18 protein-coding genes are annotated in these 14585 nt (G+C 72.0%); 7 read left to right on the top strand and 11 right to left on the bottom strand.

Annotated features, from left to right (window positions below):
- Window positions 1-24 precede the first annotated feature (24 nt).
- Entirely contained in the window at window positions 25-705 is a 681-nt protein-coding gene (locus OG570_RS37900) for a TetR/AcrR family transcriptional regulator (protein ID WP_326953643.1), read from the bottom strand.
- 69 nt (window positions 706-774) lie between these two features.
- On the opposite strand from OG570_RS37900, the gene OG570_RS37895 reads away from it, so the two are divergent.
- Complete coding sequence (locus tag OG570_RS37895) at window positions 775-1884, top strand: FAD-dependent oxidoreductase (RefSeq protein ID WP_326953642.1); 1110 nt, start codon at window positions 775-777, stop codon at window positions 1882-1884.
- Between the two features lie 15 nt (window positions 1885-1899).
- Here the strand turns inward: OG570_RS37895 and OG570_RS37890 are convergent, their stop codons facing one another.
- Entirely contained in the window at window positions 1900-2496 is a 597-nt protein-coding gene (locus tag OG570_RS37890) for a TetR/AcrR family transcriptional regulator (protein WP_326953641.1), read from the bottom strand.
- A gap of 93 nt (window positions 2497-2589) precedes the next feature.
- Here OG570_RS37890 and OG570_RS37885 point away from each other — a divergent pair, with 93 nt between their 5' ends.
- From OG570_RS37885 to OG570_RS37875, 3 genes are read left to right on the top strand one after another with little or no spacing between them, the layout of a single operon-like run.
- Complete coding sequence (locus tag OG570_RS37885) at window positions 2590-3339, top strand: SDR family NAD(P)-dependent oxidoreductase (RefSeq protein ID WP_326953640.1); 750 nt, start codon at window positions 2590-2592, stop codon at window positions 3337-3339.
- Window positions 3340-3383: 44 nt separating this feature from the next.
- Complete coding sequence (locus OG570_RS37880) at window positions 3384-3833, top strand: MerR family transcriptional regulator (RefSeq protein ID WP_326953639.1); 450 nt, start codon at window positions 3384-3386, stop codon at window positions 3831-3833.
- A 22-nt stretch (window positions 3834-3855) separates the two neighbouring features.
- Window positions 3856-4848, top strand: coding sequence for an NAD-dependent epimerase/dehydratase family protein (locus OG570_RS37875; RefSeq protein ID WP_326953638.1), 993 nt, complete (start codon window positions 3856-3858; stop codon window positions 4846-4848).
- A 16-nt stretch (window positions 4849-4864) separates the two neighbouring features.
- On the opposite strand, the gene OG570_RS37870 is transcribed toward OG570_RS37875, so the two are convergent.
- The 3 genes from OG570_RS37870 to OG570_RS37860 all read right to left on the bottom strand — a co-directional run bounded on the left by OG570_RS37870 (window position 4865) and on the right by OG570_RS37860 (window position 6582).
- The gene (locus OG570_RS37870; protein WP_326953637.1) at window positions 4865-5473 is read right to left on the bottom strand and encodes a DUF3558 domain-containing protein; all 609 of its coding nucleotides are present in this window, start codon (window positions 5471-5473) and stop codon (window positions 4865-4867) included.
- Complete coding sequence (locus OG570_RS37865) at window positions 5470-5982, bottom strand: YbaB/EbfC family nucleoid-associated protein (protein WP_326953636.1); 513 nt, start codon at window positions 5980-5982, stop codon at window positions 5470-5472. The genes OG570_RS37870 and OG570_RS37865 overlap by 4 nt, the downstream gene beginning before the upstream one ends.
- Before the next feature lie 138 nt (window positions 5983-6120).
- Complete coding sequence (locus OG570_RS37860; RefSeq protein ID WP_326953635.1) at window positions 6121-6582, bottom strand: M15 family metallopeptidase; 462 nt, start codon at window positions 6580-6582, stop codon at window positions 6121-6123.
- Between the two features lie 87 nt (window positions 6583-6669).
- Between OG570_RS37860 and OG570_RS37855 the strand changes: the two genes are divergently transcribed.
- Both OG570_RS37855 and OG570_RS37850 read left to right on the top strand, forming a co-directional pair.
- Window positions 6670-7344 carry a response regulator transcription factor gene (locus OG570_RS37855; RefSeq protein ID WP_326953634.1) on the top strand — a complete coding sequence of 225 codons (675 nt, stop codon included), beginning with the start codon at window positions 6670-6672 and terminating at the stop codon, window positions 7342-7344.
- Window positions 7337-8437, top strand: a complete 1101-nt coding sequence (locus OG570_RS37850; protein WP_326953633.1) for a sensor histidine kinase — start codon at window positions 7337-7339, stop codon at window positions 8435-8437. The genes OG570_RS37855 and OG570_RS37850 overlap by 8 nt, the downstream gene beginning before the upstream one ends.
- Before the next feature lie 5 nt (window positions 8438-8442).
- Here OG570_RS37850 and OG570_RS37845 read toward each other — a convergent pair whose 3' ends face one another.
- From OG570_RS37845 to OG570_RS37825, 5 genes are all read right to left on the bottom strand, one after another.
- Entirely contained in the window at window positions 8443-9534 is a 1092-nt protein-coding gene (locus tag OG570_RS37845) for a UDP-N-acetylglucosamine--N-acetylmuramyl-(pentapeptide) pyrophosphoryl-undecaprenol N-acetylglucosamine transferase (RefSeq protein ID WP_326953632.1), read from the bottom strand.
- Window positions 9515-10123, bottom strand: coding sequence for a D-Ala-D-Ala dipeptidase VanX (gene vanX / locus OG570_RS37840; RefSeq protein ID WP_326953631.1), 609 nt, complete (start codon window positions 10121-10123; stop codon window positions 9515-9517). Before vanX ends, OG570_RS37845 begins: the two co-directional genes overlap by 20 nt.
- Window positions 10120-11151, bottom strand: a complete 1032-nt coding sequence (gene vanA, locus OG570_RS37835) for a D-alanine--(R)-lactate ligase (protein ID WP_326953630.1) — start codon at window positions 11149-11151, stop codon at window positions 10120-10122. The genes vanX and vanA overlap by 4 nt, the downstream gene beginning before the upstream one ends.
- The gene (locus OG570_RS37830) at window positions 11148-12191 is read right to left on the bottom strand and encodes a D-isomer specific 2-hydroxyacid dehydrogenase family protein (protein ID WP_326953629.1); all 1044 of its coding nucleotides are present in this window, start codon (window positions 12189-12191) and stop codon (window positions 11148-11150) included. Before OG570_RS37830 ends, vanA begins: the two co-directional genes overlap by 4 nt.
- Window positions 12192-12261: 70 nt before the next feature.
- On the bottom strand, window positions 12262-13110 hold the full coding sequence (locus OG570_RS37825; protein WP_326953628.1) for a helix-turn-helix transcriptional regulator: 849 nt from the start codon (window positions 13108-13110) through the stop codon (window positions 12262-12264).
- Between the two features lie 133 nt (window positions 13111-13243).
- On the opposite strand from OG570_RS37825, the gene OG570_RS37820 reads away from it, so the two are divergent.
- The gene (locus OG570_RS37820; protein ID WP_326953627.1) at window positions 13244-14005 is read left to right on the top strand and encodes an SDR family NAD(P)-dependent oxidoreductase; all 762 of its coding nucleotides are present in this window, start codon (window positions 13244-13246) and stop codon (window positions 14003-14005) included.
- 160 nt (window positions 14006-14165) lie between these two features.
- Here the strand turns inward: OG570_RS37820 and OG570_RS37815 are convergent, their stop codons facing one another.
- A complete protein-coding gene (locus OG570_RS37815) occupies window positions 14166-14582 on the bottom strand; it encodes a nuclear transport factor 2 family protein (RefSeq protein WP_326953625.1) in 417 nt (138 codons plus the stop codon).
- Between the last annotated feature and the right edge of the window lie 3 nt (window positions 14583-14585).

The raw sequence follows: 14585 nt of genomic DNA, 5'->3' as shown, positions 1-14585 counted from the left end.
ACCCGAAGCAGTGAACCGGCCACGTCACTTCGCGATGCGGGCCTCGATGCCGTCGAGCAGGAAGTCGAGGCCCATCCGGAAGGTCTGGTCGGCGTCCAGGTGGGCGGCGTCGCGCACCACCGTGGCGAGGGCCGGGTGCCGGCCGTCGGCGAAGGTGCGGACCAGGTACGGCCCGAGCGCGGCCTGCCAGCGCTTCTCGTCCATCCCGGTGGCCCGCTCGGCCCGCCGGGCGACGATCTCCCGGCGCACCGCGCCGGCCACGTACGCGTTGACCGCGGCGGCCGTCGGCATCACGGCGTCCAGGCCGACGGCGCCGAGCGCGGCCACCACCGTCTCGCCGTTGGCCAGTGCGTTCGGCCCGAGCTGCGGTCGCCCGCCCAGCAGGTCGGCGAACCACTCGTGCTGGTGGACGACGCGGCGGACGGCTTCGGCGTGCGACCGGAGCACCTCCCGCCAGCCGTCGCCGGCCGGCCGGATCTCGGCGTAGACGGCGTCGACCATCAGGTCGAGCAGCTCCTCCTTGCTCGCGATGTAGCCGTACAGCCGCATCGGGCCGACGTCCAGCTTCGCGGCGACCTTGCGCAGCGACACCGCGTCCAGGCCGTCCGCGTCGGCCAGCCCGATCGCCGCGCGCACGATCCGCTCCCGGCTCAACGGGGCGAGCACCGGTCGATCCGGCGGTTCCGGCCGTTCCCACACCAACATGCCGCAGACGATACATTGCATGATGAGATACGCTGTATCTGTCAATACACTGTATCGAAGGGGGACCCGATGATCATCGCCATCGTCGGAGCCGGTCTTGGTGGCCTGGCTCTCGCCCGGGTGCTGCACGTGCACGGCATCGACGCCGTCGTCTACGAACGCGAGCCGTCACGCGACGCGCGCGGCCAGGGCGGCATGCTCGACATCCACTCCGGTCAGCGGGCGCTGCACGAAGCCGGCCTGATCGACGGGTTCCACGCGATCGCCCGCGGGGAAGGCCAGGACATGCGCCTTCTCCAGCCGGACGGCACCCTGCTGCTCCAGGAGGACACGCCCGACGACGCGCCGCTGCTGCGCCCCGAGGTCGACCGCGCCGACCTGCGCGACCTGTTCCTGGATGCCCTCCCGGACGGCGTGGTGCGCTGGGGGCACGCGTTCGAGTCCGCCGGCAACGGCGTGCTGCGCTTCACCGACGGCCGCAGTACGCCGTACGACCTGCTGGTCGGCGCGGACGGCGCGCAGTCGCGGGTCCGCGCGCTGCTGACCGACGCCCGCCCGGCGCACATCGGCCAGAACATCGTCGAGGTCGGCATCCCCGACATCGACCGCACGCACCCCGGCCTCGCGGCGATGGTCGGACGCGGCAACTACTGGGTGTTCGGCGACGGGCTCTCCCTGGCGGCGCAACGCAACGGCGACGGCCGGGTCCGGATCGGCCTCAGCTTCTACAACACCGGCGAGGACTGGATCGCGACCTGCGGGATCCCGTTCGACGACCCGGCCGCCGCCCGGGCGCGGCTGATCGACCTGCTCGCCGGCTGGGACCCGCGGATCACCGCGCTGATCGCGGCCTGCGACGACACGGTCGTGGCGCGCGCGATCACCACGCTCCCGGCCGGCCTGACCTGGCCGTCGACGCCGGACGTCACGCTGATCGGTGACGCCGCGCACCTGATGCCGCCGGTGGGGGAGGGCGCGAACATGGCGCTGCTCGACGGCGCTTTGCTCGGCCTCGCGCTGGCCGCGCACCCGGGCGACTTCCCCGCCGCCATCGGGGAGTACGAACGCGAGATGTACGAGCGCACCAGCGCGGCCGCCCGGATGTCCGCGGGCATGCAGGAGCTGCTGATGTCGCCGGACGCGGCCGAGCGGCTGCTCGCGTTCTTCCAGCCCGGCTGACGGAACCGGCGCCGGTCAGGCGGGCGGCCAGTTGCGCAGGGCGACGTCGGCCACCTGCTGCAGCTCGTCGTGGCCGGCGCCGCCCGCGGCCTGGACGGCGATGCCGTTCGCCACCGTCATCACGTACCGGGCGAGCAGCTCCGGATCGGCGTCCGGGGGCAGGTCGCCGTCGTCGACGGCCCGCCGGAACCGGTCGCGCAGGTGCACGCGGCCCCGGTCGCGCCAGGCGGTGAGGAGGTCGCGGGCCGTCCGCCCGGCCTCGCCTGCGGCGAGTGAGCCCTGGACGCTCAGGCAGCCGGCCGGGTCGCCGGGGTGGGTGCTCGTGGCGACCGAGCCGGCCAGGAACGTCGTGGCCACCTCCCGGGCGGTCGGCTGCCGCAGCGCGCGGGCCACGTACGCGGCCGGGCCCTGCTCGTAGCGTTCGAGGACCTTGCGGAACAGGTCTTCTTTGTTGCCGAAGGCCGCGTACATGCTCGTTTTCGTGATGCCCATGGCGGCGGTCAGGTCGGCCAGGCTCGCGCCTTCGTAGCCCTGCTCCCAGAAGACGGCCATGGCCCGCCCGAGGGCCGCGTCGGCGTCGAACCCCCGCGGTCGTCCGATCGGTGCCTTCATGGTGCCGATCGTACCTCTTCGGTACCGGTCGGTTCGGAAGTGCTACCGTCGAAATCTGTACCGATCGGTTCCGAAATCTGTGGAGGTCCGGACATGGGCAAGCTGGCAGGCAAGACGGCGGTCGTCACCGGCGGCGGCACGCGGGGGATCGGCCGGGCCACGGCCGCGCGGCTGGCCGCCGAAGGAGCGCACGTGTTCATCACCGGCCGGCGCGAGACCGAGCTGGCCGAGGCCGTCGAGGTCATCGGCTCGGGCGTCACCGCGGTGCCGGGCGACATCACCGAGCCGGCCGACCTGGACCGGCTCTACGACGCGGTCCGCGAGCGCGGTCAGGGCCTGGACGTGCTGTTCGCCAACGCGGCCACCGCCGCGTTCGCGACGCTCGAACAGGTCACCGCGGCGGAGTACGACCGGATCTTCGACGTCAACGTCAAGGGCACGCTGCTCACCGTGCAGAAGGCGCTGCCGCTGCTCAACGACGGCGCGTCGGTGATCCTGAACGCCTCCACCGCCGCCGACAACGGCACCCCGGCCTTCGGGTTGTACGCGGCGTCCAAGGCCGCCGTCCGCTCGTTCGCGCGGACCTGGGCCCACGAGCTGGTGGGCCGGGGCATCCGCGTCAACGCCGTCTCGCCGGGGCCGATCGACACCAACGGGATCACCGAGCTGGTCGGCGCGGAGAACGCGGACGACTTCAAGGCGAAACTGGGCGGCGACATCGCGATCGGCCGGATGGGCCGCCCGGAGGAAGCGGCCGCGGCGGTGGCGTTCCTCGCCTCCGCGGACAGCAGCTTCGTCATCGGCAGCAACCTCTACGTCGACGGTGGGGAGAACCAGATCTGAACCGCGCTTGACTTCAAGCACTTGAGGTTCTGCAAGCTGGTCCCATGGCAGCACGAGTCGCGGGTGAACAGGTGTGGCTGACGATCCTGGAGGCGTCGCGGCGCAGCGGGCTGAGCGAGCCCACCCTGCGCTACTACGAGCAGATCGGGCTGATCGGCCCGGTGCCGCGGGACCCGAGCAGCGGGCACCGACGGTACGACGCCGCGGCCATGGACGTCCTCGACTCGCTGGGCTGCCTGCGTTCGGCGGGCCTGCGGGTCGAGGACCTGCGGCGGTACCTGGACCTGCTGGCCCGCGGCGACGCGGCGGCCGCCGAGCAGCGCGAGCTGTTCGACCACCACGCCGATCGGCTGGAAGCCGAGATCGAGCGGCTGACGCTGCGGCTGGAGTACCTGCGCCTGAAGGCGCGGCTGTGGGACGCCCGCGACCGGGGCGACACCGCCGCGGCGCAGGGCCTGATCCCGCGGCTCGTGGGCCTGATCGAACGTTTCTGACCTCACTGCGAAGGACGCCCGAATGAACGACGACATCCGGCCGGCCGACACGCTCGTGCTGGTCACCGGCGGCACCGGCCACCTCGGCGGCCACAGCATCACGCGGCTGCTGGCCGAGGGCTACCGCGTCCGCACGACCGTGCGTGATCTCGGCCGCGCGGCCGAGATCACGCACGCGTTGGAGGTGGTGCAGGCCGATCTCGGTGCCGACGCCGGCTGGGCGGCGGCGACCGACGGCGTCGACTACGTGCTGCACGTGGCGTCGCCGTTCCCGCCCGGCGCGCCGGAGAACGACGACGAGGTGATCCGCCCGGCCCGCGACGGCGCCGTGCGGGTCCTCGCCGCCGCCCGGGAGGCCGGCGTCCGGCGGGTGGTGCTGACGTCGTCGTTCGCCGCGGTCGGCTACAGCGCCGAGCCCCGCGAGGAGTACACCGAGGCCGACTGGACCGACCCCGCCGATCCGAACAGCGCCTACGTCCGGTCGAAGGTCATCGCCGAACGCGCGGCCTGGGACCAGGTCCGGTCGGCGGGCGGCCCGGAACTGGCCGTGATCAACCCGACGGGCATCTTCGGCCCGGTCTCCGGCGGGCGCCTGTCGTCGTCGGTCGGGCTGGTGCGGGCGGTGCTGGACGGCGTGATGCCGGTGGTGCCGCCGTTGTCGTTCGGAGTCGTCGACGTCCGCGACGTCGCCGACCTGCACGTCCGGGCGATGACCCACCCTCAGGCCGCGGGTGAGCGCTTCCTCGCCACGGCGGGCGCGTCGATCAGCTTCCTGGACCTGGCCCGTTTGGTCGGCGGGCCCGGACTGTCCACTGTGGAGCTGACCGCCGAGCAGGTGCGGGCGGCCGCCGAAACGGACCCCGCCATGCGGGAAGCGGCGGCCCGCCTGGGCCGCGTCCCTGTCATCCGCACCACGAAGGCCCGGACGGTGCTGGGCTGGCGGCCCCGCCCGGTCGAGGAGACCGTGGCCGACACCGTCCGCAGCCTCACGGCCGCTCCGGCGTCACGCGGGTAAGCCGGTCGCGGTCCCGTCAGCTTTGCCGGAGGTTGCCGATCACGAGTTCGGCCATCTTCGCGACGCCACCGCAGCGGTCCTTGTCCCAGTAGCTGCCGGGCAGGTCCTTGCCCTGGATGTCGAAGGTGAGCATCTGCTCTTCGGTGGCCTGCACGGAAACGGAGCACTCATCGGAGTGCCCGAACACGTGGTAGACGACCGCCGGAAGGCCGTCGACGGACGTCTCGGTCCACGGCTCCAGCTTGCCGTCCTCCTTCAGGGGCGAGGCCGCCAGTTCGTCGAGGGTCTTGGGGCTCTCGATCGGCTTCGCCGCCGACATGAGCGCCCCGCCGTGGTTCGTCCAGGAACAGCCGAACGCGGGTGGGACGGTCTGCCGGTTCGCGCGGACGTCATCGGGCGGATCGGCCACCACGGCGGCGACCTGGTCCTTGGTGAGCAGAGCGCACGGGTCCGAGTCGAACCTCGCCAGGTCGACCGGCCGCTCGACCTGGGCGAGCGGCAGCGGCGCACCGGTCCGAGCCGGAGCCGGCGGCTGGGAGAGCAGGCGTTCCGGCTTTGACGGCCCGCACGCACTGAGCAGACCGGTAGCGAGGATCGCGATGCCGAGCATGGGCAAGCACTTCACGCCGGCACCGCCGTCGGGTCGATGCGCCACTGCTTCTCGTTGTCCATTCCGGAGTTCCCGGGCATCTCGGGGATGTCCGGGAAGTCGGTGTTGCCCTGCACCAATGCGGTGGCCTGCTTGGTGAACCCGCCCAACGTGGTCTGGGCTTGCGCGACCGGCCGGCGGACGGGCTCCGGAGCGACCGGTCGCTGCTGCGACAAGAGCCCGGTGGCCGGCGGAGGTGCCGATGGCTTGCCGAACAACGCGTTCAGCTGCGGCAGCGACGCGGTGCGTGCCTCGTTTCGTGCGTTTCGGACGGCCTCGACGATGGCGAGGCCCAGCTTCTGCGCGTGTGCGCCGTACAGCGCCCGGTCGTCGATCCGCAGGTCGACGAGCTTTCCCTGGCCGGTGACGACCGCGGTCACGGGCTGCTCGGCCGACCTCGCGGTGTGCCGGGCGGCCGCGAGCCGCGCGTCCAGCTCAGCGGCTTGCTGCTGCATCAACCGGAGATCGTGGTGTGGTGCGGTCATGACCGCAGCACGGCGTCGAACATCCATCCCCCTACTCCAGGTCCCGTCGTCATGACGGAACGTGCCCGCGAAGCACCCTACTGGGGGACGGGGGCGAGGCAACCAGGCCCTGGAAAACCGACACGGCGCACGTGCTGATCACCGCCGCATCCGCGGGTCGTGGGACGGGTCGGGGTACATCGGCGGGCAGCCTTCCTCGATGGCTTCCGGGCGTAGTTCGTAGTGCCAGGGTTCGTTGCGGTAGATCTGGCACAGCCCGTACCCCGCGCCGTGCTCGGACAGCCACCTCCTGGCTTCCGCGGGGCCGATGTCGACCGCGTCTCCCGAGACATGGGCGGACGTCGACGGCGTTGCTACCCAGCGGGCGGCTTCCTGCTCCGAGCCGTACTTCGCGACCGCCTCCCGGCGTAGCCGTTCCTGGTATTCCGGGGAACGCCAGCCGCCGTTGACGGCGAAGTCGATGCCCGCTTCCTCTGCGGCTCGGCGCAGGGCTTCGCGCAGGGCGGGATCCAGGTTGGCCACGGCCGGTACGTCGTCGTCGAAGATCGTCGCCGGGGCGGGGATCGCGCCGTGCGCCCGGGCTTGTTCGCTGGTGGACATGCCTTCAGCCAAGGCACTTCGGTGTTGCCGGCCCGTACGGCGTTTTCGATAGGCCGGCGATAGGCGCCGGCTCGTAGCATCGGGCTCATGCGTGTGCTGATCGTCGAGGACGAGCCCTACATGGCTGTGGCCATCCGCGACGGGCTGCGGCTGGAGGCGATCGCCGCCGACATCGCCGGTGACGGCGACACCGCGCTGGAGCTGCTGGGTGTCAACTCCTACGACATCGCCGTCCTCGACCGCGACATCCCCGGACCCTCCGGCGACGAGGTCGCCGAGAGCATCGTCGCCTCCGGCAGCGGCATGCCGATCCTCATGCTCACCGCCGCGGACCGGATCGACGACAAGGCGTCCGGGTTCGAGCTCGGTGCCGACGACTACCTCACCAAGCCGTTCGACCTGCGCGAGCTCGTCCTGCGGCTGCGGGCGCTCGACCGCCGGCGCGCGCACGCCCGGCCGCCGGTGCGCGAGATCGCGGGCCTGCGGCTGGACCCCTTCCGCCGCGAGGTCTACCGCGACGACCGGTACGTCGCGCTCACCCGGAAGCAGTTCGCCGTGCTCGAGGTGCTCGTCGCGGCCGAAGGCGGCGTCGTCAGCGCCGAAGACCTGCTGGAACGGGCGTGGGACGAGAACGCCGACCCCTTCACCAACGCCGTCCGCATCACCGTCTCGGCCCTGCGCAAACGCCTCGGCGAACCCTGGATCATCACCACCGTGGCCGGCGTCGGCTACCGCATCGACGCGGGAGGGGACCGTGGCTAGGCAGCCGGGGCTGAGCGTCCGGGTCAAGCTCACCCTCAGCTACGCCGGGGTCATCCTGCTCGCCGGGGCCCTGCTGCTCGCGGTCGTGTGGGTGTTCCTGCTGCGGTACGTCCCCGAGGTGATCGAGGCGCCGCCCGGCCGGCTCGGCTCGACAGCCGTACCCGACCGCTCGGACCTGCTGGCCGCGTTCACGCCGAAGGCCGCCGTCGCGTTGCTGTTCCTGCTGGTCTTCGGCCTCCTGGGCGGCTGGCTCCTCGCCGGCAGCATGCTCGCGCCGCTGACCCGCATCACCAACGCCACCCGCCTGGCCACGAACGGCTCGCTGTCCCACCGGGTCCAGCTGGAAGGGCGGGAAGACGAGTTCCGCGAGCTCGCCGACGCCTTCGACACCATGCTCGCGCGGCTCGAAGCGCACGACGCCGAACAGCAGCGGTTCGCGGCCAACGCGTCCCACGAGCTGCGCACCCCGCTGGCGATCACGCAGACGCTCCTCGACGTGGCGCGCAAGGACCCGGACCGCGACGCCGGTGAGCTCGTCGAGCGCCTCCACTTCGTCAACACCCGGGCGATCGACCTCACCGAAGCGCTGCTCATGCTCAGCCGCGCCAACCGGCGGTCCTTCAGCCGCGAGCACGTCGACCTGTCGCTCGCGGCGGAAGAGGCCGCGGAAACGCTGCTGCCGCTCGCGGAGAAGCACGGCGTCACCATCGAGACTTCCGGTGACCTGGCCCGCACGACCGGCTCGCACGCGCTCCTGCTGCAGCTGACGACGAACCTGGTGCACAACGCGATCGTCCACAACGTGCCGGACCGGGGCACCGTGTCGGTCACGACCGGGGTCCGCCGCGGAACCGTCGTGCTCACCGTCGAGAACACCGGCGAGCAGCTCACCCCGCAGGTGCTCTCGACGCTGGCCGAACCGTTCCAGCGCGGCACCGCCCGCGTCCACGGCGAGCACACCGGCGTCGGCCTCGGCCTGGCCATCGTCAAGAGCATCACCCAGGCCCACGACGGCAGCCTCACCCTCACCGCCCGCCCCGGCGGCGGGCTCCGCGTCACGGTGCAGGTCCCCGCCGCGTCACCCGGTGGATGACGGCGTCAGCCGGCGATCGTCGTGAGCACGTACCGGGCCAGGGTGTCGCCCGCGTCGGGGGTGCCGGCCGCCGACGCGCGGGCCGACATCGCCGCGATCCGCGCGGGATCGGTCAGCACCGGGATCAGGGTGGACTCGATCCAGGCCGAGCGGAGGCCGGCGTCGCCGACGAGCAACGCCCCGCCGGCCGCGACGACCGGCCCGGCGTTCAGGCCCTGCTCACCGCCGCGCAGCGGCAGCGGGACGTACGCGGCGGGCAGGCCGGCCGCGGCCAGCTCGGCGCACGTCATCGCCCCCGAGCGGCAGAGCACGAAGTCGGCCGCGGCGTAGGCGTACCGCATCTCGTCGACGTAGGGGAGGACCACGTACGGCGGCTCGCCGGCCGGCACCTCGACCGCGTGACGCGGCCCGGTGATGTGCAGGACCTGGACGCCGGCCGCGCGCAACGCCGGGGCCGCGCCGGCCGCCGCGGTGTTGAGCGTGCGGGCGCCCTGCGAACCGCCGGTGACCAGCAGCACCGGTCTGCCGGGGCGCAGGCCGAACCGCTGCCGGGCGGCATCGCGCAGCGCGGGCCGGTCGAGCCCGGCGATCGCCCGCCGCAGCGGGATCCCGATGGCCGTCGCGTGGGCCAGCCGGACGCCCGGCGCGGCGGTGAACACGTGGGTCGTCAGCCGGGCCGCCAGCCGGTTGGCCACGCCGGGCCGGGCGTTGGCCTCGTGGACGACGATCGGCAGGCCGCGCCGGCGGGCGGCGAGGTAGGCCGCCATCGCGACGTAGCCGCCGAAACCCACGACGACGTCGGCCCGCACGCGGTCGAGCACCGCCCCGGCCGCCCGGACCGAGTCACGCAGCCGGCCCGGCGTCCGCGCCAGGTCCCGGTTCAGCTCACGCGGCAGCGGCGCCGGCGGGATGAGCTCGAGCGGGTAGCCGCGGGCCGGGATGAGCGTGGTGTCCAGGCCGCGGACCGTGCCCAGGGCGGTGATCCCTGCCGCGGGCTCCAGCCGGCGCAGCGCGTCGGCGAAGTTCAGCATCGGCTCGATGTGCCCGGCCGAATGACCGCCGGCGACCACGACCCGGCTAGACGATGGGGAAGTCAAAGTACCGGTCCGGATGAGGTTCGTCCTTCAGCGTGTAGTGCCACCACTCGGACTCGTACGCGGTGAACCCGCAGGACTCCATGAGGGACCGGAGGTGACGGCGGTTGGCCGCGTCGGCCGGCGCGACGCCCGGCGCGTCGTGGTGCGAGAGGACGTCCATCAGGTCGTGACCGCCGCCCATCGCCGCGAGCTCACCGGTGGCCAGGTGGTAGAGCGTCAGGTCGACGGTGCTGCCCCGGCTGTGGCCCGACTTGGCGGCCACGTAACCCTTTTCGAACATCTCGGCCCGGCCGATATTGGGGTGGTGGCGTGCTTTCGCCCGGCCGTCCTCCGGCTGGGCCGCCCAGCGCCGGAAGCAGTCGACGGCGCGTTGCGGGCGGTAACCGTCCCAGAGCAGCAGGCCGAAGCCGACGGTCTCGGCCTTCTCCTGCGCGTTCTCCAGCGCGGCGCACAACGCCGTGGTGCCGACGATCCGGTTCGCCAGGTAGCCGTCCACGGGTTTGCCGGTGAAGTTGTCCCAGGTGGCGTACTTGGCGTCCCAGCGGATCCCGGGCACGTGCTCGTCCACGAAGACGAAATCACCGTTCATCGGTCTTTCCCCGTCAGGGCCAGCGACACGACCCGGTCGAGCACCTCGGCGAGCGGCAGCCCGGCGGCCGCCATCATCCTCGGGTACCGGCTGTAGGAGGTCAGGCCGGGCAGGGTGTTGACCTCGTTGAGGACCACGGTTCCGTCGCCGGTCAGGAACATGTCCACTCGCGACAGTCCTTTGCAGCCCAGCGCGCGGTAGATCGCCTTCGCCGTCTCCTGGACGAGTGCGCGCGTTTCCGCCGGGATGTCGGCGGGCACGGTGATCGTCGAGTTCTCGGAACCGCTTTCCGGCGCGCTCTCCTGGTGGATGCGGAAGAACCCGTGGGACAGCGAGATCCGGTCCACCTCGCCGACGGTCAGCTCGCCGTCGTTCCCCAGGACCGCGCAGCCGACCTCGCTGCCGGCAACAGCCTCCTCGATCAGCACCTTCGAGTCGTACTGCCGCGCGGTCTCCACCGCGGCCGGCAGGTCGTCCGGGCCGGACACCTTGCCGACGCCGAAGGACGACCCCGACCGGGCCGGCTTCACGAAGACGGGATAGGTGAGCCGGCCGGGGTCGGGCTGCTCGTTCGGCGGGACGATCCGGAAGCCCGGCGTCGCGATGCCGGCGGCGCCGGCGACGACGTAGGCGAGCGACTTGTCCATGCACAGCGCGGAACCGGGGACGTCGCAGCCGACGTACGGGATGCCGGACAGCTCCAGCAGCCCCTGCAGCGCGCCGTCTTCGCCGTGCTTCCCGTGCAGCACGGGCAGCACGACGTCCAGGCCGATCGTCCGGTGGTGGCCGTCTTCCAGGACGACCAGCCCACCGACGCTCCGGTCCGGCGACAGCACGGCCGGGCGGCAGTCGCCGTCCTCCCAGTCCGCGCTCGGGCCGTCACAGAGCCGCCACTCGCCGGCCTTCGTGATCCCGATCCAGAACGGTTCGTACTTCGTGGTGTCGAGGTGCTTCGCGACCTCCTGCGCGGACTTGACGGAGACGAGGTGTTCTTCGGAGATGCCCCCGAAGATGATTCCGGTCTTCATATCCAGTGCTGCTTTCTGCTGGCGAAGTTCAGGCAGTTGACCAGGGAGTTTTCGACGGTGTCGCGCAGGGCGTGGTCCGTGTAGTAGGCGGTGTGCGGGCTGATGACGACGTTCGGCAGGTCCCGCAGCCGCGTCAGCACACCGCTTTCGACGGGCTTGCCCCGGTGGTCTTCGTAGAAGATCCCGTCTTCGCCTTCGAGGACGTCCAATGCGGCACCGCCCAGTCCGCCGCGTTCCAGCGCCGCGACGAGGGCCTCGGTGTCGAGCAGCGCGCCGCGGCCGGTGTTGACGACGTACGCGCCGCGTTTCATCCCCTCGATGCGTTCACGGCCGAGGAGGTGGTGCGTCTCGGCGTTGAGCGGCGTGTGCAGGGTGACGATGTCGCTGCGGCGCACCAAGTCGTCGAGCGGAACGTAGTCGGCCGACGTTTCGCGGCGGGTGTCGTAGGCCAGCACCCGGCTGCCGAAACCCCGCAGCCGGGCCATGACCGCCGCGCCGATGCGTCCCGTGCCGATGATCCCGACGGTCAGGTCGCGCAGTTCCTTCCCGCGGGTTTCGTTCAGCCGGTAGTCGTGGACGTCCGCGCGCCGGAGGGTCGATCGGGCGCCCCGCACCGCCATCAACATCAGCATCAACGTGTAGTCGGCGACGCTGTCGGGGGAGTAGGAGACGGTCTCGACGGTGATGCCGACGCTCTCCGCGTAGGTCCCGTCGAGGTGGTTGCAGCCGATGCTCCTCGTGGAGAGGTACCGCACGCCGGCCCGGCTGAGCGCGAGCAGGGTGTCGTCGGTGATCCGCGCCTTGTGGCCCACGCTGACGCACCGGTTCCCGGACGCCAGGCCGGCAGTGGCTTCGGAGACGGCGTCTTCGGTGACGGTCAGGGTGACGCCGAAACGCGCCGCCAGTTCCCGGAACAGGACGGCCTCGTCGGGCTCGCACCCGTAGACCGTGATCCCGGGGCCCGGCGCAGCGGCGAACGACCACGGCGCCCCCGGCCGGGTGCGGCGGCCGGCGGTGCGCGCCGGTTCGCTGTAGGTCATGCGGCCAGTCAACGCACGGTGCTGTTGCCGGCACGTATGCGGGAATCGATACGCCGGCGATATGCCGGGCTCAGGACCCGCTTTCCCGCAGCAGCCGGACTTTCGCCCAGGTCTCGTCGTCGGCCGGGGTGTAGGTGGTGAGCTTGAGCTCCGATCGCTCGCCGAGCCACAGCTGCGTGTAGTCCAGCGTGAGCAGGCCGACTTCGGGGTGCAGGTAGCGTTTCGTGAAGTTCTCCGGCGCCCGCACGTCGTGCTGCTCCCACAGGCGCACGAAGTCCGGGGAGTCCTGCCGCAGCCGTTTCACCAGGGTCTTCCGGCTGGAGTCGGCGGCGTGCGACGCCATGCCCGCGCGGAACCGGCCGGCCAGGCGCGTCGCGGCGTCCTCCCAGTCGAGGACCCGGGCCCGCCACCGCGCCGACGTGAACATGAGCAGCAGCAGGTTGCGGTCTTCGAACGGCACGTCGTCGAGCCCGCCGACCAGGTGCTCGTACGCGTGGTTGTAGGCGAGCAGGTCGAACCGGGCGTTGATCACGGCGGCCGGGATCGGCTCCAGGTGCCGCACCATCACCAGCACGGCGTCCGGGATGGCCTTGCCGTCGCGGCTCATCGGCGGCGCGGGGTGGCCGGCCAGCTCGTAGAGGTGGACGCGCTCGTACGGGTCGAGCCGCAGCGTGGTCGCGATCGCGGCCAGCACCTGGTCCGAGACGGTGATGTCCCGCCCCTGCTCCAGCCACGTGTACCAGGTCACGCCCATGCCCGCGAGGTACGCGACCTCCTCGCGGCGCAGCCCCGGGGTGCGCCGGCGGCCCGTGGGCGGCAGGCCGGCCTGCTCCGGGGAGAGGCGTTCCCGCCGGCTGCGCAGGAAGGCCGTCAGCTCCTGCCGCCGGACCTGGTCGTCGGTCGGCACGGACGTCGTCATGGGTCCACTGTGCCACCGCGCGAAGCCGGGTGCCAGGCGGTGCGGATACCCCCATAAACACACTCTGGCACCCGGATAACGCCAGGCGCAGAGTGGACGTCAGTCACTCAGCACCACTCCGGAGGTCATCGCCATGTCCACCCCCTTGATGTCGACGGTCGCCCTGGTCACGGGGGCCAGCAGCGGCATCGGTCAGGCCACCGCCCGCCGGCTCGCGGCCCAGGGCGCCACCGTTGTGCTGGTCGCGCGCCGGCAGGACCGGATCGACGTCCTGGCCAAGGAAATCGCCGAGGAGGGCGGCCGGGCCGTCGCGCTGGCCGCCGACCTGACCGAAGCCGAGGCCGCCACCCGCATCGTCGCCACCGCCGTCGGCCGGCTCGGCCGGCTGGACACCCTGGTCAACGCGGCGGGCATGATGCTCACCGGCGACTCGCTCCGGGCCCCGCTGGACGAGTGGCAGCGGATGGTCGACATCAACGTCAACGGCCTGCTGTACGTCACGAAGGCCGCGCTGCCGCACCTCGTCGACGCCGCCGCCGCCAGCCCGCGGCAGGTCGCCGACGTCGTCAACATCAGCTCGATCGCCGGCCGTTTCGTCATCCCCAACGCCGCCGTCTACAACGCGACCAAGTTCGGCGTCACCGCCGCGACCGAGGCGTGGCGGCAGGAGTTCTCGCGGCGCAACGTCCGGTTCGCCGTCGTCGAGCCGGGCCTCGTGGAGACCGAGCTGCAGAGCCACCAGCAGGAGGCCGTCCGCGAGGGCATGGCGGCCCGGTTCGCCGACGTCGAACAGCTGCACGCGGACGACATCGCCGAGGCGGTCGCCTACGTCGTCACCGGCCCGCGCCGCCGGGCGGTGGCCGAAATCGTCATCCGGCCCACGGACCAAGTCTAGGCGGTGTCCTGCAAGTCAAGCTCGCGGTCTTCGCGCCCAGGCGGCCCCTGACGGCACGGGCGGGATCACCCGAGTACGGCCCAGTACGAGGGTGACCCGCCCGTGCCGTCAGGAACCACCTGGATCACGAAGCCCATCGAGCAGACTCGCAGGACACCGCCTAGGCGCCGCCCACGCTCGCCAGGGTTTCGGCCAGCACCAACGGGTTGAGGTAGTCGCGGTAGGAGACGACCAGGCCGTCCCGGACCCGGATCACCGCGATGATGGTCTGGTGCAGGGGTGCGCCGGTCGGGACGACGGTGCCGTGGACGTCGTACTCGACGATCACCACCTCCGGGTCCTTGGTCTCGTGGATCACCGTGTTGCGGTACTCCTCGAACCTGACGAGGCCGCCGGCCTGGGCGGTCAGGAACTCGCGGATCTGTTCGCGTCCTTCCAGGTGGTCGGGGACGCCGGCCGGGTGGTACGGCCATTCGATGCGGCCGTCCGGGGCGATCAGGCCGACGAAGGTGTCGGTGTCCATCGCGAGGCCCGCGCGCAGGACCTGCTCGACGACTTCGCGTGCGGTGGCGGTCATGAC

The organism is Amycolatopsis sp. NBC_01286, from assembly GCF_035982555.1.
GTDB lineage: Bacteria > Actinomycetota > Actinomycetes > Mycobacteriales > Pseudonocardiaceae > Amycolatopsis.
Note: the sequence above shows the minus strand (reverse complement) of the source record. Positions and strands in the feature narration are given on the sequence as shown.

What these genes read in the sequence shown, in the direction of transcription:
- OG570_RS37885 (WP_326953640.1), top strand. Translation starts at nt 2,590, where the DNA reads ATGGGCAAGCTGGCAGGCAAGACGGCGGTCGTCACCGGCGGCGGCACG.
- OG570_RS37830 (WP_326953629.1), bottom strand. Translation starts at nt 12,191, where the DNA reads ATGACCTACAGCGAACCGGCGCGCACCGCCGGCCGCCGCACCCGGCCG.
- OG570_RS37865 (WP_326953636.1), bottom strand. Translation starts at nt 5,982, where the DNA reads ATGACCGCACCACACCACGATCTCCGGTTGATGCAGCAGCAAGCCGCT.
- OG570_RS37825 (WP_326953628.1), bottom strand. Translation starts at nt 13,110, where the DNA reads ATGACGACGTCCGTGCCGACCGACGACCAGGTCCGGCGGCAGGAGCTG.
- vanX (WP_326953631.1), bottom strand. Translation starts at nt 10,123, where the DNA reads ATGAACGGTGATTTCGTCTTCGTGGACGAGCACGTGCCCGGGATCCGC.
- OG570_RS37860 (WP_326953635.1), bottom strand. Translation starts at nt 6,582, where the DNA reads ATGTCCACCAGCGAACAAGCCCGGGCGCACGGCGCGATCCCCGCCCCG.
- OG570_RS37855 (WP_326953634.1), top strand. Translation starts at nt 6,670, where the DNA reads ATGCGTGTGCTGATCGTCGAGGACGAGCCCTACATGGCTGTGGCCATC.
- OG570_RS37815 (WP_326953625.1), bottom strand. Translation starts at nt 14,582, where the DNA reads ATGACCGCCACCGCACGCGAAGTCGTCGAGCAGGTCCTGCGCGCGGGC.
- OG570_RS37880 (WP_326953639.1), top strand. Translation starts at nt 3,384, where the DNA reads ATGGCAGCACGAGTCGCGGGTGAACAGGTGTGGCTGACGATCCTGGAG.
- OG570_RS37890 (WP_326953641.1), bottom strand. Translation starts at nt 2,496, where the DNA reads ATGAAGGCACCGATCGGACGACCGCGGGGGTTCGACGCCGACGCGGCC.
- OG570_RS37875 (WP_326953638.1), top strand. Translation starts at nt 3,856, where the DNA reads ATGAACGACGACATCCGGCCGGCCGACACGCTCGTGCTGGTCACCGGC.
- vanA (WP_326953630.1), bottom strand. Translation starts at nt 11,151, where the DNA reads ATGAAGACCGGAATCATCTTCGGGGGCATCTCCGAAGAACACCTCGTC.
- OG570_RS37900 (WP_326953643.1), bottom strand. Translation starts at nt 705, where the DNA reads ATGTTGGTGTGGGAACGGCCGGAACCGCCGGATCGACCGGTGCTCGCC.
- OG570_RS37895 (WP_326953642.1), top strand. Translation starts at nt 775, where the DNA reads ATGATCATCGCCATCGTCGGAGCCGGTCTTGGTGGCCTGGCTCTCGCC.
- OG570_RS37820 (WP_326953627.1), top strand. Translation starts at nt 13,244, where the DNA reads ATGTCCACCCCCTTGATGTCGACGGTCGCCCTGGTCACGGGGGCCAGC.